Below are 25,864 nucleotides of genomic sequence, written 5' to 3'. Positions count from 1 at the left end.
CGATAAGAAGCTAGCGACCCAGCAGCGGCCCCGAGACGGAATCGCGCGCGACCAGCCGGTGCGGCACAACATGATTGACGCAGGTACGCCCCGAACCGGCCCCCTGCCGGATCTCCCGCAGCAGCAGATCGATGGCCGCATCCGTCATGTCCGCCACCGGCTGATGGATGGTGGTCAGCTCCGGCCACACCATCGTCGACGCCGACGTGTCGTCGAATCCCACCACCGACAGATCCTCCGGCACCTTCAGGCGGCGACGATGCGCCACCGACACCACCGCCGAGGCCATGTCGTCGTTGCTCGCGAAAATCGCACTGGGGCGTGCCCGCAACGCCAACAGTCGCTCGGCGGCCTCTAGCCCGGCGCGATAAGTGAAGTCGCCCGGCTGCACGAGCGCGGCGTCGTAGTCGATGCCCGCATCCGCCAGGGCATCGCGGTAACCCTGCCAGCGGTGCGCACTGGCGGTCTGGTTCGGGTCGCCGGTGATGTAGCCGATGCGGTTATGCCCGTGCGCGATCAGGTGCGAGACCATGTCATGGCTGGCACGGCGATCGTCGATGTGCACGCAGGACAGCCTGTCGCTGAATCGGCTCGACGCAATGGAGACGACGGGAATCCCGGCGTCGACGAACACGGCGACGATGGCTTTCGATTCGCACAAGGGCGCGGGGAGAATCACCCCTGCCACGCTGCTGCAGAGCGTGCGTGCGGCCTCGCGGCGTGCCCGCGGACCCAGTCCGTCCCACGTGGCGATTACCAGTTGCGCCGCCACGCGGGTCGAACCGCGCAGCGCGCCGACCAGCAGTTCGCGCAGATAGCTGGAGCTGGGGTTGGTGTAGATCAACGCGATGCAGGTGTGCTGCGCGGCGGCGAGCGCGCTGGCGGCCGGGTTGGGCCGGTAGTCCAGTGCGCGCACGCTGCGCATCACCCGCTCGCGCGTGCTCTCGCGCACGCCGGCGTGACCGTGGGTGACGCGCGAGACGGTCATCGGCGAGACGCCCGCATGCGCCGCGACGTCGTCGATGGTGATGGCGTTCCCTCTTCGACGCGTCGTTTTGGGGGTGTTCTTCAAGGAATGCCGTCCTTTGTTGCGACGCATGATGACAAGCGATGTCCCGGGTGCGTAGTCTGCGCCGTGACGCGATGATAGCGCTATCAATCAGCGGCAGTCGGGCTCGGGGGGAGCCTTTATCGCGCGTCGTCTGGCAATCCTGAAACGGAGTTTTGAGTCGCAGCGACCGCAGAGCGCGCTGCGATGTTCGGCGTGGAAGACGGGCATCGCCCGTGCGTGCCTCTTAGGGGAGGGGCGGTACATCCATCGATCGCATGTCAGAGGGGAGAGTCATGAGCGCTTCTATGTTTCGTCGTAGCCCAGACCTGGGGGCTCGTCCATGAGCCGCACGCTGGCGAAGTTCAAATCCAGGGCCATGTTCACCTTCGTCGGTGGCGTCCTGGTCATCAATCCCGCATTCGCACAGGACGCGTCGACGCAGACGCCGCCGGCGGCAGAGCAACAGGCGCAGAGCAGCCCGACGCAGCTGGACACGGTCCAGGTCACCGGCCTGCGCAACAGCCTCAGCCAGGCGATGGACATCAAGCGCGACGCCGCGGGCGTGGTGGATGCCATCAGTGCCGAAGACATCGGCAAGTTCCCCGATACCAACCTGGCCGAGTCGCTGCAGCGCATCACCGGCATCTCCATCGAACGGCGCGATGGCGAAGGCGCGCAGGTCACCGCGCGCGGCTTCGGCCCGCAGTTCAACATGGTGACGCTCAACGGGCGGCAGATGCCGGGCGCCGATGCGTTCGGCGCTGCCGGCCAGGTCGCCATCGGCGGGGTCGACGGCGGCACCCGTGCCTTCAACTTCGCCCAGCTGGCTGCCGAAGCGATCAATGGCATCGAGGTCTACAAGACCAGCCAGGCCAACATGCCCAGCGGCGGCATCGGCGCCACCATCAACATCCTGACTGCGCGCCCATTCGACCACCAGGGCATCGTCGCCAGTGCCGGCGCCAAGGCCGTCTCCGACCGCAGCCAGCCGTTCGACAACGACATCACCCCGGAACTGTCGGGCATCTTCAGCTACAGCAATCCGGACAAGACCTTCGGCGTCGGCGTGAGCGCGAGCTACCAGAAGCGCAAGGGCGGCTCGGTGCAGGCCACCGAAAACTATTGGAACGTGCAGCCGTGGACGGGCTCGATGCCCGGCAATCCGACCGTGGTCAATGCGCCGCAGATCGGCGCGCTGTACGCCCGGCCGAACGACCTGCGCTATGCGTTCTCCGAGTTCGAACGCGAGCGCGTCAACGGCCAGGCAGTGCTGCAGTTCGCGCCCACCGACAGCCTGACCCTGACCCTGGACTACACCTACTCGACCAACGAGATCACCGAGAATCGTGGCGAGCAGGGCATGTGGCTGCAGAACAGCAACTACACCGATGTGACGTTCGATACCAGCGGCGCGGTGGCCGTGCCGACCTACATCCGCGAAATCGCCGGCACCAAGGATTTCGGCCTTGAGCAGCAGCGCAGCATGCAGAAGTACAAGCTGGGCTCGCTCGGCCTGAATGCGGTGTGGAACGTGACCGACCGGCTCAAGCTCAGCTTCGACGCGCACGACTCGAAGAACGAAAGCCGCCCCAACGATCCGCTGACCGGCGGCGGCTCCCTCTTCATGAGCATCGCCGGCACCAACAACTGCACCACCGGGCCGCACTGCGGCGGCTCCTGGGTGCAGGAGCTGAACTTCAACAATGGCCTGCCGATCGGCACCCAGGTCTGGTATCCGAGCGACGCCGCTGCCGCGGCCAAGGCCAATGGCGTGGTCAATCCGGGCTTCGTGCCCGGCGAGATCGGTTCGCAGGTGCTGCGGGTCAACTCGCAGAGCCAGATCAGCCAGATCAAGCAGGCGCGCGTCGACGGCGAATGGAGCTTCGACCAGGGCCGCTTCCAGTTCGGCGTGGACACCAACAAGTCGACCACCCACCGCATCCAGGCGGCCGAGGCGTATTCCACGCTGGGCGACTGGGGCGTGGCCAACGTCGACCGCGATACCGCCGGCGGCCTGATGAACCTGATGCAGCCGGTCAACATCATCGGCCTGTTCCATGACTACAGCGGGACGAGTTGGCCGGCATGGCGCGGCGATGCGGGCCGGCTGGCGGAATGGGCGGCCAGCCAGTACGGCGTCGGCCTGGGCGTGAGCCCGCAGCGCGCCGCCGACAACTTCGTGGAGGAGAAGACCCGCTCGGCGTATTTCCAGGTGGAACTGGATGGCGAGCTGGCCGGTCGGCGCACCAATACCCGGCTCGGCGTGCGCTACGAAACCACCGACGTGGTGTCGACCTCGATCATCGCCACGCCCGAAGCGATCCAGTGGCAGTCCAACAACGACTTCCGCGTACTGCTGTCCAACGAGCAGCAGCCGTTCAGCGAGAAGACCACGTACAGCTACATCCTGCCCAACCTCGATTTCAGCATCGACCTCACCGACACGCTGAAGGGCCGTGTCTCGTTCGGCAAGAGCATCGCACGCGCGCCGATCGGCAACCTGTATGCCGGTGCCGGGGCACAGCAGCCGTTCGGGTCGGTGCTGATCGATCCGTCCTCGCGGGCCAGCGGCAACGCGCAGAATCCTGCGCTGAAGCCACTGGAATCCGACAACCTCGACCTGGCGCTGGAGTGGTACTTCGCCGATGCGAGCTACCTGTCGGTGACGTACTGGAACAAGTCGGTCAACAACTTCATCGGCAACACCGTCGTGCAGGAGAATCTGTACGGCCTGCGCGATCCCACCTCGGGTCCGGACGCGAAGTCGGCGCTGGCGTTCCTCACCAGCGGCGCCTGTCTGGCCCAGGTCGGCCCGGCCAATGCGGCGGCCTGCTCGGCCAACGACACCTCGCTGTTCACCGCGCTGGCCCTGCTGCGCAACAACCCGGCCGGCCTGGCCGCCTACAACGGCACCGGTGCGCAGGTGCTGGCGACCGAAGCGGCCTACGATCTCTACGGCGAGGCCGACGATCCGCTGTACGAGTTCAACGTCAACCGTCCGATCAACCAGAACCAGGCCAAGCTGCACGGCTGGGAGCTCGGCGGGCAGTACTTCCTCGGCGACACCGGGTTCGGCATCCTCGCCAACTACACCATCGTCAAGGGCGACGTCGGCTACGACAACGGTGGCGACCCGGGCATCGACCAGTTCGCGCTCACCGGCCTGAGCGACACCGCCAACGCGGTGCTGATGTACGAGAAGTACGGCTGGTCGGTGCGCCTGGCCTGGAACTGGCGCGACCAGTACCTGATCCTGGCCAACCAGGGTACCAGCCGCAATCCGTACTATGTGGAACCCTACGAACAGTGGGATCTCAGCGTGAACTACACGTTGAACGACCACTGGTCGTTCGGCCTGGAGGCGATCAACCTGACCGGCGAGGACGTGCGCTGGCGCTCGCGCACCTCGAAGATGATCGTGAAGCTGGCCGACCAGAGCCCGCGTTATATGCTGGGCGTTCGCTACAAGTTCTGAAGAAGCGGGGAGTCCTTCTTCGCATGTCGCACGGGTGTCGCCGCTGTTGCGGCGGCACCTTGTGCCGGGCTCCAGAGGGGAGTACGCATCACCATGCCGCGTTACGAGATGCTCAACAACATCGCCCATCGCGACCTGCGCGTGGCCACCGACTTCGGTCCGGAGTTCGGCGACGCGGTGGGCATGCTGCCGGCCTACCCGAGCGAGTTCGCCGAGTTGCAGCGGGAATATCCGATCTTCCTGCGCAAGGACCCGGCGGACGGCGCCTGGCAGTCGGTGGCGCTGCTGGGGTTCGAGCAGCACGAGAACCTGTTCCTGCACGAGCGGCGCTGGACGGCCTCGTATCTGCCCGGGGCGGCGGCCAAGGGGCCGTTCCTGATCGGCTTCCAGGAGCAGCGCATCGATGGCGTGCTCACCCAGGAAGCGGTGCTGCACGTGGACATGGAGCATCCGCGGGTGACGGCGATGCAGGGCGAGCCGGTGTTCCTGCCGCAGGGCGGCAACACGCCCTATCTCGACCACATCGCCACGGTGCTGCGCGGCATCCACGAGGGCAGTGCCTTCGGTGCGGACATGTTCGCCGCGCTCCATGCACACGGCTTGATCCAGCCGGTGGCGCTCGACGTGCAGCTCGATGCGCAGCATCGGGTGGGCGTCAACGGCCTGCATGCGATCGACCGTGAGCGCCTGGCCCAACTGGACGGCGTCGCGCTGGCCGCGCTCAACCGCGCCGGCTATCTGGAAGGCGCGTATCTGATGCTGGCCTCGCTGCACAACATGCGCCGCCTGATCGCCGAGAAGCAGCGACGCCTGCGCCTGCAGGATGCCGCCGGCGCGGCAGGCAGGAACTGAGCGTGCCGGACGGCGCAGCCATGCGGACACTGGAAGGCGTGCAACCCACTGCATTGCCACTGCAGGCGCTGGTGGCGGCCGGGGAGCCGGTGGTGTTACGCGGCATCGCGCGCGACTGGGGACTGGTGCAGGCCGGGCTGCGTTCCACGCAGGACGCAATGGCCTACCTGCGCGGGTTCGATGCGGGCGTGCCGGTGCCGTATTCCTTCGGCGAACCCGGGATCGAGGGACGCCCGTTCTACAACGCCGAGTTCACCGCGTTGAATTTCGAGGTCCGCCGCGGACCGCTCACGCAGGTGCTGGAGGCGATCGCCGCGACCTTCGAGGATCCGCGGCCGCCCACCTACTATGTCGCGTCGCTGCCGATCGCGCGGGCGCTGCCGGGTTTCGCGCAGGCCAACGATGCTGGCCTGGCCGGGCAGGGCATCGATGCGCCGCCGAGCATCTGGATCGGCAACCGGGTCACGGCGTCCTGCCATTTCGACACGCCGGACAACCTGGCCTGCTGTGCGGTGGGCCGGCGCCACTTCACCCTGTTTCCGCCCGAGCAGATCGACAACCTGTATCCGGGGCCGCTGGAGCCGACGCCGGGCGGCCAGGTGGTCAGCGTGGTGGATGTCGACCGCCCCGACTTCGCGCGTTATCCGCGTTTCCGTGATGCGCTGGCCAGCGCACGGCACGCCGAGCTGGAGCCGGGCGATGCGCTGTTCATCCCCAGCATGTGGTGGCACAACGTACGCAGCCTCGCGCCGTTCAACGTGCTGGTGAACTACTGGTGGCGTAGTGCGCCGGCCTTCCTGCCCTCGCCGCTGACGGCGCTGCAGCACGCGATGTGGGCGTTGCGCGATCTGCCGGCGCGCGAGAAACAGGCCTGGGCCAAGCTCTTCGATTACTACGTGTTCGGCCCCGGCGAATGTGCAGGCCAGCACCTGCCCGAGGCCGCGCGGGGCGAACTGGCGCCATTCGACGAGGCACGGGCGCGCCGCGCGCGCGCGCAGTTGCTGGCGCGGCTGAATCGCTGATGGGAGCATCACCTTGAACCTTGCCACCACAACGGACGGACGCATCCGCAAGGTCGTCATCGCCGGCGGCGGCACCGCGGGCTGGCTGGCCGGCTGCGCGCTGGCCCACCAGTTCCGCGATCGCCTGGACATCACCCTGGTGGAGTCCGAGCAGATCGGCACGGTGGGCGTCGGCGAGTCGACCGTGCCGCCGATCCGCACCTTCCACCGCTTCCTGCAGATCGACGAGCAGGAGTTCCTGCGCGCCGTCGCCGGCACGTTCAAGCTGTCTATCTCGTTCGAGCACTGGCGCCGCCCCGGCGATCGCTTCATCCATCCGTTCGGCACCATCGGGCAGGGCACCTGGGCCACGCCGTTCCATCATTTCTGGCTGGACAGCCTGCGCCGCGGCATGCCGTCGGACCTGGGCGACTTCTGCCTGGAAAGCGTCGCCTCGCGTGCGGACCGGTTCTCGCTGGAGACCCAGCCGCAGGTCAACTACGCCTATCACTTCGATGCCGCGCTCTACGCGAAGTTCCTGCGCAAGAAGGCCGAAGGGTACGGGCTGCGCCGGGTGGAAGGGCAGATCCGCGAGGTGCGGAAACATGCGCACGACGGCTCCGTCGCGTCGCTGCTGCTGGAAGACGGGCAGGTCATCGACGGCGACCTGTTCATCGACTGCACCGGCTTCCGCGGCCTGCTGACCGAGCAGACCCTGCACACCGGCTACGAGGACTGGCGCGAGTGGTTGCCCAGCGATCGCGCCGTCGCGGTGCAGACCGAGGCGGTCGCGCCGCCGGTGCCGTATACCCGTGCCATCGCGCACGAGGCCGGGTGGCGCTGGCATATCGCCCTGCAGCATCGGGTCGGCTGCGGGCTGGTGTTCTCCAGTCGCCACATGTCCGACGACGAGGCGCACGCCAAGCTGCTGCGCGACGTCGACGGCCCGCCGCTGCGCGACCCGTGGCTGGTGCCGTTCCGCAGCGGGCGCAGGTTGCAGGCCTGGAACAGGAATGTTGTCGCGCTGGGCCTGGCCAGCGGCTTCATCGAGCCGCTGGAATCGACCAGCATCCACCTGACCATCAGTGCGGTGGTGCGCCTGATCCAGCTGTTTCCACACGACGGCATCAGCCCGGCGCTGGTGGAGCTGTACAACACGGTCAGTCGCCAGGAGATGGAGCACGTGCGCGATTTCATCATCCTGCACTACCACGCCACCCAGCGCGACGAGCCGATGTGGAAAGCCTGCCGCGAGATGGCGCTGCCCGAGTCGCTGGCGATCCGGCTGCGCGCCTGGCGCGAGCGGGCGCACGCCTGGCAGGACCCGGGCGAGTTGTTCCGCGTGGATTCCTGGACCAGCGTGTTGCTGGGGCAGGGCATCCAGCCGGGACCGCCGCATCCGCTGGCCGCCGCCATCGGCGATGCGGATCTGCGCACGCTGCTGACGCGGATCCGGCAGCCGCTGCAGCAGGCCAGCGCGGCGATGCCGTCGCAGGCGGAGTTCATCGAACGCTACTGCAAGGCGACCCCGGACGTCTGGCAGCGGAGCGTATCCCTGGCGTAACGGCACACACGCTGTCGTCCAAAAATGATAGCGCTAACGAAAAGGCGGTACGACGTGGAAGAAAGGGAACTGGTAGCCGGAATCGATGCGGGAACGCAGAGCCTGAAGGTCGTGGTCTACGACCCGGTCGGGCGCAGCGTCGTGGCCAGCAGCAGCGCGCCGCTGGAGTTGCATTCCGCCGCCGATGGCAGCCGTGAACAACATCCGGCCGACTGGGTCGCGGCCCTGCAGATCTGCTTCCACGCCATCGATCCTGCGCTGCGCTCGCGCCTCGCCGCGCTGGCGGTCTCCGGCCAGCAGCATGGCTTCGTGCCGGTCGATGCGGCAGGCGAGGTGCTGGCACCGGCCAAGCTGTGGTGCGACACCAGCACCTCGGCCGAGTGCGTGCAGATCATGGACGCGCTCGGCGGCGCGGCGCGCACCATCGCGCTGGCGGGCAATCCGATCCTCACCGGTTACACCGCCTCCAAGCTGCCGTGGACCAAGACGCACCGGCCCGATGCCTATGCGCGGCTCGCCACGATCCTGCTGCCGCACGACTACCTCAACTTCGTGCTGACCGGCCAGCGCTTCTGCGAGTACGGCGACGCCTCGGGCACGGGCTGGCTGGACGTGCGCACGCGCACCTGGTCGACCGAGCTGTTGCGCGCCACCGATCCGCAGCGCGATCTGGCGGCTTGCCTGCCGCGTTTCGCCGCGCCCGATGCCTTGTTCGACATCGACCCCGCCGCCGCGCACATGTTCGGTCTGCCGGCGACGCTGAAGGTCGCCGTCGGCGGCGGCGACAACATGATGGCGGCCATCGGCACCGGCTGCGTCGTGCCCGGCCGCCTGGCGATGAGTCTGGGCACCTCCGGCACCCTGTTCGCCTACTCCGACACGCCGGTGGTCGACCCGGACGGCGCGTGGGCCGCGTTCTGCTCCTCCACCGGCGGCTGGTTGCCGCTGATCTGCACCATGAACTGCACCGTGGCGACCGAGCAGGTCGCCGCCGCGTTCGGCTTCAGCACACGCGACGGCGATGCGCATCTGCACGCCACCGCGCCCGGTGCCGACGGCCTGGTGATGCTGCCGTTCCTCAACGGCGAGCGCACGCCCGACCTGCCGCTGGGCAAGGGGGTGCTGGCGGGCCTGGACACGCACAACATGACCCCGGCCCACCTCTATCGCGCGGCGATGGAAGGGGCGACCTACAGCCTGAAGTACGGCTTCGACGCGTTCGTGCGCGCCGGCATGCGCTTCGAGCGCATCGTGCTGACCGGCGGCGGCGGCAACAGCGGCGCGTGGCGGCAGCTGGTGGCCGATGTGTTCGGCCTGCCGGTGGACGTGCCCATGCAGCCGGAAGGCGCGGCATTCGGCGCCGCCTTGCAGGCGCTGTGGGCGGTGGGCCTGGCACGCGGCGATGCCGCTTCCATTGCCGACATCGCGCAACAGCATGTGGCGGTGGATCCGCAACGGTCTGCCCGTCCGGATCCGGCGCGCACCCAGGCCTATGCCGCGGCCTATGCGCGCTTCCTGCGCCACCTCGATGCCGTCATGCCGCTGTTCCGCGGTTGATCCTCCGTTTCGCACTCCCTCCCACCACGACAGGAACCCGCACCATGCACACCCAGCCCTTCATCGGCGCCAAGGAATACTTCCCCGGCATCGGCCGCATCCCCTTCGAGGGCCGTGGCTCGGACAACCCGCTGGCCTTCAAGGTCTATGACCCCAACAAGGTCGTCGGCGGCAAGACCATGCAGGACCATCTGCGCTTTGCAGTCTGCTACTGGCACACCTTCTGCAATGCCGGGCAGGACCCGTTCGGCCCGGGCACGCGCCATTTCCCGTGGGAGGTCGGCGCGCCGATGGCCAGCGCCGAGGCGAAGGTGGATGCGGCGTTCGAGTTCTTCACCAAGCTCGGCGTTCCGTACTGGTGCTTCCACGACATCGACCTGGCGCCGGATGCCGACGATGCCGCGCAGTACGAGAAGAACCTCAAGCACATGGTGGGCCTGGCCAAGGCGCGCCAGGACGCGACCGGCATGAAGCTGCTGTGGGGCACGGCGAATCTGTTCTCGCATCCGCGCTACATGAACGGTGCCGCGACCAATCCCGATTTCGCCGTGGTGGCGCGCGCCGCCGTGCAGGTGAAGGCGGCGCTGGAAGCGACGGTGGAACTGGGCGGCGAGCATTACGTGTTCTGGGGCGGCCGCGAAGGCTATGCCTCGCTGGTCAACACGCAGATGAAACGCGAACTGGAGCACTTCGCGCGCTTCCTGACCATGGCGCGCGACTACGGCCGCAGCATCGGCCTGAAAGGCAACTTCCTGATCGAGCCCAAGCCGATGGAGCCGATGAAGCACCAGTACGACTTCGACAGCGCGACGGTGGCGGGCTTTCTGAAGGCGCACGGCCTGGACAAGGACTTCAAGCTCAACATCGAGGCCAACCACGCCACGCTGTCCGGCCACACCTTCGAACACGACCTGCAGGTCGCTTCCGACCACGGCCTGCTGGGCAGCATCGACGCCAACCGCGGCAACGCGCAGAACGGCTGGGATACCGACCAGTTTCCGACCGATCTGTACGACACGGTCGGCGCCATGCTGGTGGTGCTGCGCCAGGGCGGCCTGGAGGGCGGCCTGAACTTCGACGCCAAGGTGCGCCGCGAGTCCACCGAACTCGAGGATCTGTTCATTGCCCACATCGGCGGCATGGATGCCTTCGCCCGCGGGCTGGAAGTGGCCCACGCGCTGCTCACCGACTCGCCCTGGGAGCAGTGGCGCCGGGAGCGATATGCCAGCTTCGACAGTGGCGCCGGCGAGCAGTTCGCGCGCGGTGCGCTCGGCCTCGCCGAGCTGGCGGCATTGGGCGCGAAGGGCGGCGAGCCGCGGCAGATCAGCGGCCGCCAGGAGCGCTACGAGAACCTGATCAACCAGTACCTGCTGCGCTGAGCGCAGCGGCAAGGAGAGCGCCGTGACCGATACCCGTTCCACACGCCACACCGGCGCGTTGCTGGCCGCGCTGCTGCTCGCGCTCGCCGTGTGCAAGGGCGACGTCCAGGCTGCGGCGCCCGCCCGCGCGGAGGCCAGCCCCTGGCCCAGCGTGACCTGGCCGCTGCCCGAGGATCCCGCGCTGGAAAAGCGCCTTACCGCGCTGATCGCCACCATGACGGTGGAGGAGAAGGTCGGCCAACTGGTGCAGGGCGATATCGGCAGCCTCACCCCGGAGGACGTACGCAAATATCGCCTGGGGTCGATCCTGGCCGGCGGCAATTCCGATCCCGGCGGCCGCTACGACGCCGCGCCGGCCGAATGGCTGGCGCTGGCCGATGCGTTCTATGCGGCGTCGATGGACACCTCGCATGGCGGCAAGGCGATTCCGATGCTGTTCGGCATCGATGCCGTGCACGGGCAGAGCAACATCGTCGGCGCCACGCTGTTCCCGCACAACATCGGCCTGGGCGCGACCCGCAACCCGGCGCTGCTGCGCCGGATCGGCGAAATCACCGCGCTGGAAACCCGCGCCACCGGCATGGAGTGGACCTTCGCGCCGACCGTGGCGGTGCCGCAGGACGACCGCTGGGGACGCACCTACGAGGGCTATTCGGAATCGCCCGAGGTGGTGGCCAGCTACGCCGGTGCGATGGTCGAGGGGCTGCAGGGCAAGGTGGGTACGCCGGACTTCCTCAATGGCCGCCATGTGATCGCCTCGGTCAAGCATTTCCTGGGTGATGGCGGCACCACCGACGGCCGCGACCAGGGCGACACCAAAATCGGCGAAGCCGAACTGGTCCGTATCCATGCTGCGGGCTATCCCCCGGCCATCGCCGCCGGCGCGCAGACCGCGATGGCCTCGTTCAACAGCGTCAACGGCGAAAAGATGCACGGTCACAAGACCTACCTGACCGACGCGCTGAAGGGGCGCATGCACTTCGGCGGCTTCGTGGTCGGCGACTGGAACGGTCACGGACAGGTCAAGGGCTGCACGCCCACCGACTGCCCGGCCACCATCAACGCCGGCCTGGACATGGCCATGGCCTCGGACAGTTGGAAGGGCTTCTACACCACCGCGCTGGCGGCGGCGAAGAACGGCACCATCTCGCAACAGCGCCTGGACGATGCGGTACGCCGGATCCTGCGGGTCAAGATGCGGCTGGGTCTGTTCGAGGCGGGCAAGCCGTCGGCGCGCGCGGTCGGTGGGCAGTTCGCGCTGATCGGCGCGCCGGCGCATCGCGCGGTGGCACGGCAGGCGGTGCGCGAGTCGCTGGTGCTGTTGAAGAACCAGGGCGGTCTGCTGCCGCTGTCGCCGAAGCAGCGCATCCTGGTGGCCGGCGACGGCGCCAATGACGTCGGCAAGCAGGCCGGCGGCTGGACGCTGAACTGGCAGGGCACCGGCACCACCCGCAAGGACTTCCCGAATGCGGACACCATCTACGAAGGTTTCGCGCAGCAGGCCAAGGCCGCAGGCGGCGAGGCCGTGCTGGCGGTCGACGGCACGTACACGACCAGGCCGGACGTCGCGGTGGTGGTGTTCGGCGAGAATCCCTACGCGGAGTTCCAGGGCGATCGGCCGACCCTGGCCTACAAGCCGGGCGACGACACCGACCTGGCGCTGATCAAGCGGCTCAAGGCCGACGGCATTCCTGTGGTCGCGGTGTTTCTCAGCGGGCGACCGCTGTGGGTCAACCGCGAACTCAACGCGGCCGATGCCTTCGTGGCGGCGTGGCTGCCCGGCTCGGAAGGCGCGGGTATCGCCGACGTGTTGCTGCGCACCGCGCAGGGCGGCGTGCAGCACGACTTCAAGGGCAAGTTGAGTTTCAGTTGGCCGCGCACGGCCACGCAATACGCCAACAACGTGGGGCAGAAGGGCTACGACCCACTGTTCGCCTTCGGCTACGGCCTGCGCTATGCCGACAATGGCAACCTGGCCAGGTTGCCGGAAGTCTCCGGCCTCACCGGCAACGAAGCTGCGGCCGGCGTGTTCTTCGCCCGCGGCGCGGCCGGCCCGGGCATGGCGCTGCGCCTGGAAGGCAGCACCGGCCAGGGCGTGACCGTCACCCGCGTGCCGGAATCGCTCGACGGCGCGCTGCTCAAGGTCACCGGCGTGGACCACCTGGCGCAGGAGGATGGCCGCCGCCTCGCCTGGTCGGGTGGACGCGAGGCGGTGGTCGCGCTGCAGTCGCATACGCCGCTGGACCTGCAGCGCGAGAGCAACGGCGACCTGATGCTGGTGACCACGCTGCGCGTGGACGCTGCCCCGCAAGGCGAGGCGTGGCTGGCGGTCGGCTGCGGCAGCGGCTGCGCCGCGCGGGTGGCGATCGGGCCGACGCTGACAGCCCTGCCGGTCGGCCAGTGGAAGCGCGTGGGCGTGCCGCTCAAGTGCCTGGCGGCAGCCGGCGCGGATCTGAGCAAGCTGGATCGTCCGTGGGCATTGACCACGGCGGGCGCGATGACGCTGTCGGTGTCGCGGGTCGCGCTCGGCGCATTGAACGAAGCGGAGAGCACTGTCGCATGCCCGAGTGCGTGAGCCTGCGTGCTGCGTCAGCGCCCCTTGGGTGGGCCGGCGACCGAACCGCGCAGCACCAGCCGGTGCGGGACCACGTGGTCGCTGGACATGCGTGTGTCGTCGCGCTTGCGGCGGATGCTGCGCAGCAGGATGTCGATGGCGGCATCGGCCATCGAGGCGATCGGTTGGTGGATGGTGGTGAGCTCCGGCCACACGGTGGTGGCGGCCGAGGTGTCGTCGAAGCCGACCACCGACAGGTCGCGCGGCACTTCCAGGCCGCGCCGGTGCGCCACGGAGATCGCCGCCGCGCCCATGTCGTCGTTGCTGGCGAAGATCGCGGTCGGCGGCCGCCGGTGCGACAGCAGCTTTTCGGCGGCGGCCAACCCCGAGCGGTAGGTGTAGTCGCCCTGCTGGACCAGGCCGGGTTCGACCTTCAGCCCGGCCTCCTGCAGCGCGGTGACGAAGCCCTCGTAGCGCCGCGCACTGGCGCTGAGGTCCTGGCGCCCACGGATGAAGCCGATGCGCCGGTGGCCGTGCTGGATCAGGTGTTCGGCCATCTCCTTGCCGGCATGGAAGTCGTCGATGCGCACGCAGGAGATCGCGTCGCTGAGGCGCCCGGCGGCGATCGCGATCACCGGGATGCCGGCCTTCACCAGTTCGCTCACCGCCGCCTGCGATTCGCACAACGGCGGCGGCAGGATCACGCCATCCACGCGCCCGCCCAGGGCACGCGCGGCCTTGCGCTCGGAATCGGGGTCCAGGTCTTCCCAGTAGTGGATGACCAACTGGATGGCGGCGTTGGAGGCGACGCGCAGCAGGCCGACCAGCAGCTCGCGCAGGTAGGCGCCGCTGGGATTGGTGTAGATCAGGGCGATGCGGGTGTGCTGCGCGGCGGCCAGCGAACTGGCGGCCAGGTTGGGCGTGTAGCCCAGCTCGCGCACCGCGCGCATCACGCGCTCGCGGGTGGCATCGCGCACCTTGCCCTGGTTGATCGCGCGCGACACCGTCATCGGCGAAACCCCGGCCAAGGCCGCCACCTCGTCGATCGTCACCCCGCTGGTCTTGCGGCGGACCGCTTTCTTCGGCTTGTCCAAAACGCGTTCCCTTTGTTGTTCCTGACGCTGCCGCGCCGCGGGTACGCCGTCAGCTTACAAGGTTTGCTGGCGGCGCTTGGGTGCCGTCCGCATGTCATGCGGTGTCAGTGGATGGCATGCGCTGCCATGGTGCTGATGGTCTGCGCGGGTAGCCTGCGCGCGGAGGACGGCGCAGCGCTGTGGCTGCGTTACCTGCCCTCGCAAGGCGCCGCACGTGCGGATGGCGCCGCCCGCCTGGACGAGGTGGTGGCGCCGGCGCGGACGCCGACGCAGCGGGTGGCGCGCGACGAGCTGGTGCGTGGCCTCACCGGCCTGCTGGGGCATGCCCCGGCGACGCGTGCGGCCGCAAGCGGCGATCACGCGGTGGTGCTGGGCACGCCGCAGTCGTCGCCAGCGCTTGCGCCGTTCCGCGAGGAGATCGCGTCGCTGGGCGAGGAGGGCTACCTGCTCAAGCGCACCCGCATCGACGGGCACGCGGTGGTGCTGGTGGCGGGACGCCGGGACATCGGTGTGCTGTATGGCGTGTTCCATCTGCTGCGCCTGCTGCAGACCGGCGCGTCGCTCGAAGCGCTCGCGGTGCGCGAGTCGCCAAGGATCCGGCTGCGCGTGCTCGACCATTGGGACGACCTGGACGGCCACGTCGAGCGCGGCTATGCGGGCCGCTCGCTATGGGACTGGCAGAGCCTGCCGGAATGGCGCGACCCGCGTTACACCGACTACGCGCGCGCCAATGCCTCGATCGGCATCAACGGCACCGTGCTCAACAATGTCAACGCCAATGCGCAGAGCCTGGCGCCGGCCTACCTCGACAAGGCGGCGGCGCTGGCGGACGTGTTCCGGCCCTACGGCATCCGCGTCTACCTGAGCGCACGCTTCAGCGCGCCCATCGAACTGGGGGGATTGAACACCGCCGATCCGCGCGACCCGGCCGTGCAGCGCTGGTGGCGCGACAAGGCCGACGAGATCTATGCGCGCATTCCGGATTTCGGCGGCTTCCTGGTCAAGGCCAATTCGGAAGGTCAGCCCGGCCCGCAGGACTATGGCCGTTCGCACGCCGACGGCGCCAACCTGCTGGCCGATGCGCTGGCGCCGCACGGCGGCGTGGTGATGTGGCGGGCCTTCGTCTACGCCCACGACGTGCCGGTGGACCGCGCCATGCAGGCCTACGCCGAATTCGTCGGCCTCGACGGCGCCTTCCGCCCGAACGTGATCGTGCAGGTCAAGAACGGGCCCATCGATTTCCAGCCGCGCGAGCCCTTCCATCCGCTGTTCGGCGCCATGCCGCGCACGCCGCTGATGCTGGAATTCCAGATCACCAAGGAGTATCTCGGCTTCGCCACGCACCTGGTGTACCTGGGGCCGCTGTACGAGGACGTGCTGCAATCCGACACCCATGCCCGCGGCGCGGGATCCACGGTGGCGGACGTGGTGGATGGCACATTGGAAGGCCACGCCCTGACCGGCATCGCCGGCGTCGCCAACATCGGCAACGACCGCACCTGGAGCGGCTCGCACTTCGACCAGGCCAATTGGTACGCCTTCGGTCGTCTCGCCTGGAATCCGCACCAATCCGCCCGCGCCATCGCCTCGGACTGGGTGGCGATGACGTTCTCGCCGGCACCGGAGGTGGTGCAGCCCATCGTCGGGATGATGATGGGCTCGCGCGAGGCCGCGGTGAACTACATGACCCCGCTGGGCCTGCACCACCTGATGGCGCGCGGCCACCACTACGGTCCCGGCCCCTGGGTGGACGGCGGCCCGCGCGCGGACTGGACCGCGGTGTACTACCACCGCGCCGATCGCGATGGCATCGGTTTCGATCGCACTGCGCATGGCAGCAATGCGGTGAGCCAGTACGCGCCGGACGTGGCGGCCGTGTATGGCGACCCGGCGCGGGTGCCCGAGTCGCTGCTGCTGTGGTTCCACCACGTGCCGTGGGACCACCGCATGGCTTCCGGACGACCGTTGTGGGACGAACTGGTCGGCCGCTATGCGCTGGGCGTGCGCCAGGTGCAGACCATGCAGGCCACCTGGGATGGGCTGCGCGGCAAGGTGGACGCCGAGCGGCATGCGCAGGTGGCGGCGTTCCTGCGCATCCAGTTGCGCGAAGCGCAGTGGTGGCGCGATGCCAGCGTGGCGTACTTCCAGTCGGTCAGCGGACGGCCGTTGCCCGCGGGCGAAGCCGCGCCACCGCACCCGTTGGCCTGGTACCAGGCCCTGCAGTTTCCCTCCGCACCGGGAGATGGACGATGAAGCCGACCACGTGGACGGGCTGGTTGCTGGCGGCGGCCTTGGGGTGCAGCGCCACGCCCTGCGTGGCGCAAGACGCGGTGCCGCCGCTGTTGCATGCGCTGTTTCAGGATCACGCCGTGCTGCAGCGCGACCGGCCGATGCCGGTGTGGGGGAACGCCGCGCCGGGTGCCACGGTGTCGGTGACCTTCGCCCGCCAGTCGGTCAGCGCACGTGCCGATGCCGGCGGCCGCTGGCATGCCACGTTCAAGCCGGTCGCCGCGGGCGGTCCTTACGACATGACGGTGCGCGCGGGACAGGCGCGCCAGGTCGTGCGCGATGTGCTGGTGGGCGATGTGTGGCTGTGTTCCGGGCAGTCGAACATGGAGCTGCCGGTGTGGCGCGCGCTGGATGCGAGCCGCGAACTGGCCGCGGCCGCCGAGCCCAGCATCCGTCTGTTCACCGTGCCCAAGGCCGCGGCGGTCGCGTCGCAGGATGCGTTCCCTGCTGCGGTCGCATGGCAACCCGCGGCACCGGACACGGTGCGGGAATTTTCGGCCGCGTGCTTCTACTTCGCGCGGGAGCTGCAGAAGACGGTCAAGGTGCCGATGGGGCTGATCCAGGCGGCCTGGGGCGGTGCGCGGATCGAGGCCTGGACCAGCGCCGACGCCCTGCGTGCGCAGGGTGGCATGGACGAGGCGCTGGACGTGCTGGCGCTGTCTGCCGCCGACCGCATCGCGGCGAGCGCGCGCTGGGGCCGGCACTGGCAGCAGTGGTGGACCACGCGCGCCGGTGCCAAGCCGGCCGATACGCCGTGGCAGCCCGGTGCGGACCGCACCGGGTGGCAGGACGCGCCGGCGGCACTCGGCGCATGGGAGCGCTGGGGCGTGCCCGCGCTCGCCGACTACAACGGCATGGTCTGGTACCGCACGCAGGTCACCCTGACCGCCGCGCAGGCGGCGCAGGGCGCACGGCTGGTGCTGGGGCCGGTCGACGAGACCGACATGACCTGGGTCAACGGCGTGGCCGTGGGCAGCCAGAACGCGCCGAGCGATCCACGCCGGTATGCGCTTGCGCCCGGCCTGTTGAAGGCGGGCAGCAACACGGTGGTCGTCAACGTGCTGGACACCTACGGCGAGGGCGGACTGGCAGGCCCCGCCAGTGCGCATGCCGTCGAATTGGCCGATGGCACGCGCGTCGTCCTGGATCGGCATTGGCAGTACCGGGTCGCGCCCGATCCGCAGTCACCGCCGCTGGCGCCGTGGCATGCGGCCTCCGGTATGTCGACGCTGTACAACGGCATGATCGCGCCGCTGGGGCGTTACGGGCTGCGCGGCATGCTGTGGTACCAGGGCGAATCCAACACCGGCGACGGCGCGGCCTATGCGATGCGGTTGCGTGGCTTGCGCGACGACTGGCGCCGGCAATTCGGTGCAAAGATGCCGCTGCTGGTGGTGCAGCTCGCCGGTTACGGCCTGCCGCCGCAGGCCCCGATGGAAAGCGGCTGGGCGCAGGTGCGCGAGGCGCAGCGCCGCGTGGCGGCCGAAGACCCGCACAGCGGCATCGCGGTGGCCATCGACATCGGCGATGCCTACGACATCCATCCGCCGAACAAGCAGGAACTGGGACGGCGCCTGGCGCGGGCGGCGCGCCACGTGGTCTACGGCGAACGCGCGCTGGCGCCGTCCGGCCCGATCCCCCGCACGGCAACGCGCACGCAGGGCGGAGTGCGCATCGTGTTCGACGACGTCGACGGCAGCCTGGTCACGACCGGGGCGAGCGGCCCCATCGGCTTCGAGCTCTGCGATGCCCAGGCGCAGCGCTGTACCTATGCCGATGCCGCGCTGGACGGGCGCGCCGTCGTCCTGCGCAGTCCCCAGGCCGTCGCCGCTGCGCGCGTGCGCTACTGCTGGGCCGATGGCCCGATCTGCACGCTGCGCGACCGTTCCGGTGCGCCGGCAGGACCATTCGAACTCGCACTGTCCGAAGGAGTTCACTGATGCGCCCGTTGCTCGCCACGGCCGTCCTGCTGTTGTCCGCTGCGCTGCAGCCGCTGTGGGCCGCGCCCGCACCGCCGGTCTACTTCGACTGGTTCGACTACGCCGGGCACGACGCAGCCTTCGAGGCGCCGTTGCCGGCCGGGCATTACCGCAACCCGATCCTGGCCGGCTTCCACGCCGACCCGAGCATCGTGCGCGCAAACGGGCGGTTCTATCTGGTCAATTCCAGCTTCACCTACTTCCCGGGCATCCCGGTGTTCGAGAGCGTGGATCTGGTGCACTGGAAACAGATCGGCAACGTGATCGACCGGCCGACGCAAGTCGACTTCGATGGCCTGAGCGTGTCGCGTGGCATCTTCGCGCCGGCCATTTCCTATCACGACGGGGTGTTCTACGTGGTCACCACCGCCGTGGACAGCGGCGGCAACTTCATCGCCACCGCGCGCGATCCCGCAGGGCCCTGGTCGGATCCGCACTGGCTGCCTGGCATCGGAGGCATCGACCCGTCGCTGTTCTTCGACGCCGACGGCCGCGTCTACCTGCTCAACAACGACGCGCCGCCCGGCGCGCCGCGCTACGACGGCCACCGCGCGATCTGGATGCAGCAACTCGACCTGGCGAGCTTCACCCCGGTGGGGCCGCGTAAGGTGCTGATCGACGGCGGCGTGGAGCCGGCAAAGAATCCGATCTGGATCGAGGGGCCGCATCTGTATCGCCGCGACGGCTGGTACTACCTCTCCGATGCCGAGGGCGGCACCGGGCCGCAGCACTCCCAGGTGGTGCTGCGCAGCCGCGACGTGTGGGGGCCTTACCAGCCGTATGCGGGCAATCCGATCCTCACCCAGCGCGACCTGCCCGACGACCGATCGCTGCCGATCGCCAACGCCGGGCATGCGGACATGGTGGAAGGGCCGGACGGTTCCTGGTGGGCGGTGTTCCTGGCCAGCCGCACCTACGACGTGCGCCACTACAACACCGGGCGCGAGACCTACCTGCTGCCGGTGCAGTGGCGCGACGGCTGGCCGGTGATTCTGCCGACCGGGCAGGCCATTCCCTATGCGGTCAAGGCGCCGTCGTGGATGCAGGGCGAGGCGTCGCAGGCGCCGTCCACCGGCAACTTCGTCGCGCGCGATGAGTTCGATGCGCCGACGCTCGGCCGCGGCTGGTTGCGCGTGCGTGTGCCCAAGCAGGACTGGGCGGACCTGCGCACGCGTCCGGGAAGTCTGGCCGTGCATCCGCTGCCGGAGAACCTGGATACCTTGCGCAATCCCGCGTTCCTGGGGCGCCGCCAGCAGCATCTGCGGTTCGAGGCCAGCACCGCCTTGACGCGGCCGGCCGCAGGGGTGGCGGCGGGCCTGGCGGCGTTCCAGAACGAGGAGTACTGGTACTTCCTTGGTGTGCGCAGCCTGGGCGGCGATCGCATGGCCGTGTTCCTCGAAGCGCGCGAGGGCAAGGGCGCGACCAGAACCGTTGCCAGCCGCGAAGTGGATGCGTCCACGTCGCTGCGCCTGAAGATCGCCGGCGACGCCGGCACGTATGCGTTCGCGTTCGACGCCGGCACGGGGCAGGGTTGGCAGAGCCTCGCCGACGACGTCGACGGAACCGTGTTGAGTACGGATCGTGCTGGCGGCTTCGTGGGCGCCCTGCTCGGTCCTTTCGCGCGCGACGAGCGCGCCTCCAGGAGCAAACGATGATGACGCGCAGGTCTTCCTTTCGCAGCGGTGTTGGCGGCCGCCTGTTCCGCACGCTGGCCCTGTGCGCCGCCACCGCGCTGGCCGGTGTGGGCCATGCCGCCGACGCCGTCGACGCCAAGCCGTGGCAGGATACCTCGGCCAGCTTCGAGGCCCGGGCGGCGGCGCTGGTCGCGCAGATGACGCTGGAGGAAAAAGCGGCGCAGATGCAGAACGCCGCGCCGGCGATCGAGCGCCTGGGCGTGCCGGCCTACGACTGGTGGAACGAGGCGCTGCATGGCGTGGCGCGGGCCGGGCAGGCCACCGTGTTTCCGCAGGCGATCGGGCTGGCCGCTACCTTCGACGTGCCGTTGATGGGGCAGGTGGCCACCACCATCAGCGATGAGGCGCGCGCCAAGCACCACCAGTTCCTGCGCGAAGGCGCGCATGGCCGTTACCAGGGGCTGACCTTCTGGTCGCCGAACATCAACATCTTCCGCGACCCGCGCTGGGGCCGCGGCCAGGAAACCTACGGCGAGGACCCCTACCTCACCGCGCGCATGGGCGTGGCCTTCGTGCAGGGATTGCAGGGCGACGACCCGGTGTACCGCAAGCTCGATGCCACCGCCAAGCATTTCGCCGTGCACAGCGGCCCGGAGGCCGACCGTCACCACTTCGACGCCCGCCCCAGCAAGCGCGACCTCTACGACACCTACCTGCCGGCATTCGAGGCGCTGGTGAAGGAGGGTCAGGTGGACGCGGTGATGGGCGCCTACAATCGCGTATACGGCGAGTCCGCCAGCGCCAGCCAGTTCCTGCTGCGCGACGTGCTGCGCCGCGACTGGGGCTTCACCGGCTACGTGGTCTCGGACTGCTGGGCCATTGTCGATATCTGGAAGCATCACCATCTGGCGCCCAGTCGCGAGGCCGCCGCGGCGCTGGCGGTCAGGAACGGCACCGAACTGGAGTGCGGCCAGGAGTACGCCACGCTGCCGGCGGCGGTACGCCAGGGGCTGATCGGCGAAGCGGAGATCGACGATGCGGTGACGCACCTGTTCGCCGCGCGGATGCGGCTGGGCATGTTCGATCCGCCCGAGCGCGTGCGCTGGGCGCGGATCCCCGCCTCGGTGAACCAGGCGCCCACGCACGATGCGCTGGCGCTGCAGGCCGCACAGGAATCGCTGGTACTGCTGAAGAACGATGGCGTGCTGCCGCTGTCGCGCACGCTCAAGCGCATCGCCGTGGTCGGCCCGACCGCCGACGACACCATGGCCTTGCTCGGCAACTACTTCGGCACGCCGGCGGCGCCGGTGACGATCCTGCAGGGCATCCGCGACGCGGCCAAGGGCATCGAGGTGCGCTATGCGCGCGGTGTGGATCTGGTCGAAGGGCGCGACGATCCGAGCGCCACGCCGCTGATCGAGGCGGCGTATCTGCGGCCCTCGGCGGACTCGCCGGAACGCGGCCTGCGCGGCGAATACTTCCGCACGCCCGATCTGTCGGGGACGCCGGCGCTGGTGCGCACCGACGCGCAGATCGGCTTCCGCTGGGACCGCGGTTCGCCGACCGACAATCTGCTGGCCCGCGGCGAAGCGGGGCCGGGGCAGGGCATTCCCAACGATCATTTCAGCATCCGCTGGAGCGGTCAGTTGCTGCCACCGGTCTCGGGCCGCTACCGGATCGAGGCGGCCGCCGACGACGGCTTCCGCCTCTATGTCGACGGCAAGCTGGTGCTGGATCACTGGACCGACAGCGACCGCATGCGCGCCGACGGCGTGGACCTGGAGCTGCAGGCGGGCCGCGCCTATGCGGTGAAGCTGGAGTACTACGACGCCGAGCGCGACGCGAGCGTGCGCCTGGGCTGGCGCATGCCCGGGGCGAAGCCGCCGTTCGACGAGGCGCTCGATGCCGCGCGCAACGCGGATGTGGTGGTGTTCGTCGGCGGGCTGACCGGCGATGTCGAGGGCGAAGAGATGAAGGTCGACTACCCGGGCTTCGCCGGCGGCGACCGCACCGACCTGCGCCTGCCCGCGCCGCAGCGCGCCTTGCTGGAAGCGCTGCACGCCACCGGCAAGCCGGTGGTGATGGTGCTGACCGGCGGCTCGGCGCTGGCGGTGGAGTGGGCGCAGGCGCATCTGTCGGCGATCCTGATGAGCTGGTATCCCGGGCAGCGCGGCGGCACCGCGGTGGGCCAGGCGCTGTTCGGCGAGGTCAACCCCTCGGGGCGCCTGCCGGTGACGTTCTACCGGGCGGACCAGGCGCTGCCCGCCTTGGACGACTACGCGATGGAAGGCCGCACCTACCGCTACTTCCGCGGCACCCCGCTGTATCCGTTCGGCCACGGGCTGTCGTATACGCGCTTCGACTACGCCAAGCTGCGCCTGGATGCACCGCGCATCGCCGACAACGGACGCCTCAAGGTGCAGGTGGAGGTGGCTAACACCGGCAAGCGCGCCGGCGACGAAGTGGCGCAGCTGTACGTGCGGCGGCTGGCGGCCGCGCCCGGCGACGCGCAGCAAACGCTGCGCGGCTTCCAGCGCGTTCGCCTGGCCCCTGGCGAACGCCGGACCCTGACGTTCCAACTGGACGCGCAGCAGGCGCTGCGTCAGTACGACGAGGGACGCGGCGCGTATGTCGTGCCGGCAGGAAGCTACGAAGTACGCATCGGCGGCTCCAGTGCCGATGCCCGCGTGCGTGCCGGCTTCACCGTGGAGGCGCGCCGTGACTGAGCCCCGCAGTGCGGAGACCGCCGCGCACACGCTGTCGGTGCGCGAGAAGCTGGGCTACAGCCTGGGCGACCTGGCGGCGAACCTGATCTTCCAGACGCTGATCACCTACCTGGCCTTCTTCTACACCGATGTGTACCGGTTGCCGGCCGCCACGGCGGCGACGGTCATCTTCGTGATCGGCCTGCTCGGCGCGTTCGTGTTCACCCCGCTGATCGGCATCGCCGCAGACCGCACGGCCACGCGCTGGGGCAAGTTCAGGCCCTGGATCCTGTGGACGGCGATTCCGTTCGGGGTGCTGTCGCTGCTGGCCTTCAGCACCCCGGAGCTCGGCGCGCGCGGCAAGGTCGTCTACGCGTTGACCACCTATGGCCTGCTGATGCTGGTGTACGCGGCCAACAACCTGCCGTACTCGGCGCTCAGCGGCGTGCTCACCGGCAACATGGCCCAGCGCAACAGCCTGTCGGCCTACCGCTTCGTGGCGGTGATGATCGCGCAGTTCATCATCCAGGTGCTGCTGCTACCGCTGGTGCTGATCCTGGGCGACGGCGACAATGTGCGTGGTTTCGAGCGCCTGATGACGGTGTTCGCGGTGGTGGGCACGCTGTTCTTCCTGATCACCTTCGCCACCACCCGCGAGCGCATCGTCCCGGCCAAGGAACAGAGCGCCGGCGTGCTGCAGGACCTGTCCGACCTGCTGCACAACCGGCCGTGGAAGGTGATGCTGGCGCTGACCGTGCTGGTCTTCGTCAACCTGGCGCTGAAGGGCGGCACCTACATCTACTACTTCCAGTACTACCTGAGCGAGGCCGCGCTGGCGGGCTTTCTCGACAACTCCGGCTTCAACGGCTTCATCGGCGGTGTGAATGCGCTGCTTGGCGGCTGGGGCCTGTCCGGCTTCACTTGGCCGCAGGATGCGGCGACCTCGGCGTTCAGCCTGTTCAACGCCTGCGGCATCCTGTGCATGATCCTGGGCATCGGCTTCTCGCGGCGGCTGGCCGACCGCTTCGGCAAGCGCGATGCCTTTGGCGGCGCGCTGCTGGTCTCCACTCTGTTCCTGCTGGTGTTCTACGTCCTGCCGCCCACTGCGATCGGCGTGGCCTTCGGCGCCTTCATGCTGCACGGCTTCTGCTACGGCATCACCATCCCCTTGCTGTGGGCGATGATCGCCGACGTCGCCGACTACTCCGAGTGGAAGAACCATCGCCGCGCCACCGCGATCATCTTCTCGGCGATGCTGTGCGGACTGAAGATCGGGCTCAGTATCGGCGGCGCGCTGGTCGCCGGCATCCTCGCGCACCACGGCTACCAGGCGGGCGCCGAACAACAGCCGCAGGCCGTGGTGGACGGCATCCGCCTGACCGTGAGCGTCTACAGCGCCATTCCGTTCTTGGTCGCGGTGGCGCTGCTGTGCTTCTACCGGATCGACAAGCGCATGGAACGTCGCATCGAACACCACCTGCAGGCGCGGCGCCAGGGCAGCGACCTCGACCACCTCGCGGCGCACGCCGTCTCGCAACCGCTGGTCACCCACATTTACACGGCCGATCCGTCGGCCCATGTGTTCGAGGGGCGCCTGTACATCTATCCGTCGCACGACATCGACAGCGGTGCGCCGTTCGACGACGACGGCGGCCACTTCGGCATGGAGGACTACCACGTGCTGCGTATGGACACGCCCGACGGAGCGGCCACCGACTGCGGCGTCGCCCTGCATGTGCGCGACGTGCCCTGGGCCAGCCGGCAGATGTGGGCGCCGGACGCGGCCAGCCGCGACGGTCGCTATTACCTTTACTTCCCCGCCAAGGACGCGCACGGCCTGTTCCGCATCGGCGTAGCGGTGGCCGATCGCCCGGAAGGCCCGTTCGCCGCCGAACCCGAGCCGATCGCGGGCACCTATTCGATCGACCCGGCCGTGTTCGAGGACGACGACGGCGCGCACTACCTGTGCTTCGGCGGCATCTGGGGCGGGCAGTTGCAGAAGTACCGCGACGATCGCTTCGATGCGACGTACGTCGAGCCCGAGGGCGATGCGCCGGCACTGGGCCCGCGCATCGCCAGGCTGGACCCTGGCATGACCCAACTGGCGGAGCGAACGCGGGAAATCGTCATCCTCGACGAGCACGGGCAACCCTTACGCGCCGACGACCACGCGCGCCGCTTCTTCGAGGGACCGTGGCTGCACAAGGATCAGGGCCGGTATTACCTGTCGTATTCCACCGGCGATACGCATCTGCTGTGCTATGCCACCGGCGACAGTCCGTATGGCCCGTTCACCTATCGCGGCGTGCTGTTGAAGCCGGTAGTGGGCTGGACCACGCACCACTCCGTCTGCAGGTTTGAAGGCCGGTGGTACCTGTTCTATCACGATGCCCTGTTGTCCGGCGGCGTGACACACCTGCGCTCGGTCAAGTGCACGCCGCTGCACGTCGAGCCGGACGGGAGCATTCGCACTGTCGATCCCTATGGTGGCTGAAAGGCCGTGGTCTAGTGACACTGCGCCGCCTGCGGAGTTGGCGGGCGGCGCATTGGCCTCTTCTAGGCGTCGGCTGCCATGCAGCCGAGGCGAGCGAAGTGCTATGCGTTCCGATGGCGCGATGCGTCGGGACTGAAGTCCCTCCCACAGTGCACTCGATGGGTTCCCCGCGAGCCCCTGTGGGAGCGACTTCAGGGCACCTCGAACAACCTGCCAGGACCTGGAGCCAGGGGTAG

Annotated in this window: 14 protein-coding genes and 1 pseudogene; 13 read left to right on the top strand and 2 right to left on the bottom strand. The window is 68.9% G+C overall.

Going from position 1 to position 25,864, the window contains the following annotated elements; translation table 11 throughout:
* Positions 1-10 precede the first annotated feature (10 nt).
* Positions 11-988 carry a LacI family DNA-binding transcriptional regulator gene (locus CEK66_RS06500; RefSeq protein ID WP_255424689.1) on the bottom strand — a complete coding sequence of 326 codons (978 nt, stop codon included), beginning with the start codon at positions 986-988 and terminating at the stop codon, positions 11-13.
* 403 nt (positions 989-1,391) lie between these two features.
* Between CEK66_RS06500 and CEK66_RS06495 the strand changes: the two genes are divergently transcribed.
* The 7 genes from CEK66_RS06495 to CEK66_RS06465 all read left to right on the top strand — a co-directional run bounded on the left by CEK66_RS06495 (position 1,392) and on the right by CEK66_RS06465 (position 13,454).
* Entirely contained in the window at positions 1,392-4,526 is a 3,135-nt protein-coding gene (locus CEK66_RS06495) for a TonB-dependent receptor (RefSeq protein WP_152236345.1), read from the top strand.
* 93 nt (positions 4,527-4,619) lie between these two features.
* A complete protein-coding gene (locus CEK66_RS06490) occupies positions 4,620-5,378 on the top strand; it encodes a SapC family protein (protein WP_152236344.1) in 759 nt (252 codons plus the stop codon).
* 20 nt (positions 5,379-5,398) lie between these two features.
* The gene (locus CEK66_RS06485; RefSeq protein ID WP_152236343.1) at positions 5,399-6,400 is read left to right on the top strand and encodes a cupin-like domain-containing protein; all 1,002 of its coding nucleotides are present in this window, start codon (positions 5,399-5,401) and stop codon (positions 6,398-6,400) included.
* Positions 6,401-6,413: 13 nt separating this feature from the next.
* Complete coding sequence (locus CEK66_RS06480; RefSeq protein ID WP_152236342.1) at positions 6,414-7,943, top strand: tryptophan halogenase family protein; 1,530 nt, start codon at positions 6,414-6,416, stop codon at positions 7,941-7,943.
* A 54-nt stretch (positions 7,944-7,997) separates the two neighbouring features.
* The gene (xylB, locus tag CEK66_RS06475; RefSeq protein ID WP_152236341.1) at positions 7,998-9,500 is read left to right on the top strand and encodes a xylulokinase; all 1,503 of its coding nucleotides are present in this window, start codon (positions 7,998-8,000) and stop codon (positions 9,498-9,500) included.
* Between the two features lie 44 nt (positions 9,501-9,544).
* Positions 9,545-10,879: a xylose isomerase gene (xylA, locus tag CEK66_RS06470; RefSeq protein ID WP_152236340.1), complete on the top strand. Its 1,335-nt coding sequence runs from the start codon at positions 9,545-9,547 to the stop codon at positions 10,877-10,879.
* A gap of 88 nt (positions 10,880-10,967) precedes the next feature.
* Positions 10,968-13,454: an exo 1,3/1,4-beta-D-glucan glucohydrolase gene (locus CEK66_RS06465; protein WP_226978519.1), complete on the top strand. Its 2,487-nt coding sequence runs from the start codon at positions 10,968-10,970 to the stop codon at positions 13,452-13,454.
* A 14-nt stretch (positions 13,455-13,468) separates the two neighbouring features.
* On the opposite strand, the gene CEK66_RS06460 is transcribed toward CEK66_RS06465, so the two are convergent.
* Positions 13,469-14,527, bottom strand: coding sequence for a LacI family DNA-binding transcriptional regulator (locus tag CEK66_RS06460; RefSeq protein WP_152236338.1), 1,059 nt, complete (start codon positions 14,525-14,527; stop codon positions 13,469-13,471).
* 111 nt (positions 14,528-14,638) lie between these two features.
* Between CEK66_RS06460 and CEK66_RS06455 the strand changes: the two genes are divergently transcribed.
* The 6 genes and pseudogenes from CEK66_RS06455 (at position 14,639) to CEK66_RS20575 (ending at position 25,628) form a co-directional block, all read left to right on the top strand.
* The gene (locus tag CEK66_RS06455) at positions 14,639-16,780 is read left to right on the top strand and encodes an alpha-glucuronidase family glycosyl hydrolase (RefSeq protein WP_152236337.1); all 2,142 of its coding nucleotides are present in this window, start codon (positions 14,639-14,641) and stop codon (positions 16,778-16,780) included.
* A complete protein-coding gene (locus CEK66_RS06450; RefSeq protein ID WP_152236336.1) occupies positions 16,777-18,756 on the top strand; it encodes a sialate O-acetylesterase in 1,980 nt (659 codons plus the stop codon). The genes CEK66_RS06455 and CEK66_RS06450 overlap by 4 nt, the downstream gene beginning before the upstream one ends.
* Positions 18,756-20,450, top strand: coding sequence for a glycoside hydrolase family 43 protein (locus tag CEK66_RS06445; protein WP_152236335.1), 1,695 nt, complete (start codon positions 18,756-18,758; stop codon positions 20,448-20,450). Before CEK66_RS06450 ends, CEK66_RS06445 begins: the two co-directional genes overlap by 1 nt.
* Positions 20,447-23,155, top strand: coding sequence for a glycoside hydrolase family 3 protein (locus CEK66_RS06440; protein WP_226978516.1), 2,709 nt, complete (start codon positions 20,447-20,449; stop codon positions 23,153-23,155). Before CEK66_RS06445 ends, CEK66_RS06440 begins: the two co-directional genes overlap by 4 nt.
* A pseudogene (locus CEK66_RS20580) lies at positions 23,148-24,638 on the top strand (MFS transporter); the annotation flags it as partial. The gene CEK66_RS06440 and the pseudogene CEK66_RS20580, both read left to right, overlap by 8 nt.
* Positions 24,612-25,628 (top strand): glycoside hydrolase family 43 protein, encoded by a 1,017-nt coding sequence (locus CEK66_RS20575; RefSeq protein WP_343193308.1) that lies wholly within the window; start codon positions 24,612-24,614, stop codon positions 25,626-25,628. The pseudogene CEK66_RS20580 and the gene CEK66_RS20575, both read left to right, overlap by 27 nt.
* The last annotated feature ends 236 nt before the right edge of the window (positions 25,629-25,864 follow it).

Source organism: Xanthomonas sp. LMG 12460, from assembly GCF_009192895.1.
Taxonomy (GTDB): domain Bacteria; phylum Pseudomonadota; class Gammaproteobacteria; order Xanthomonadales; family Xanthomonadaceae; genus Xanthomonas_A; species Xanthomonas_A sontii.
Note: the sequence above shows the minus strand (reverse complement) of the source record. Positions and strands in the feature narration are given on the sequence as shown.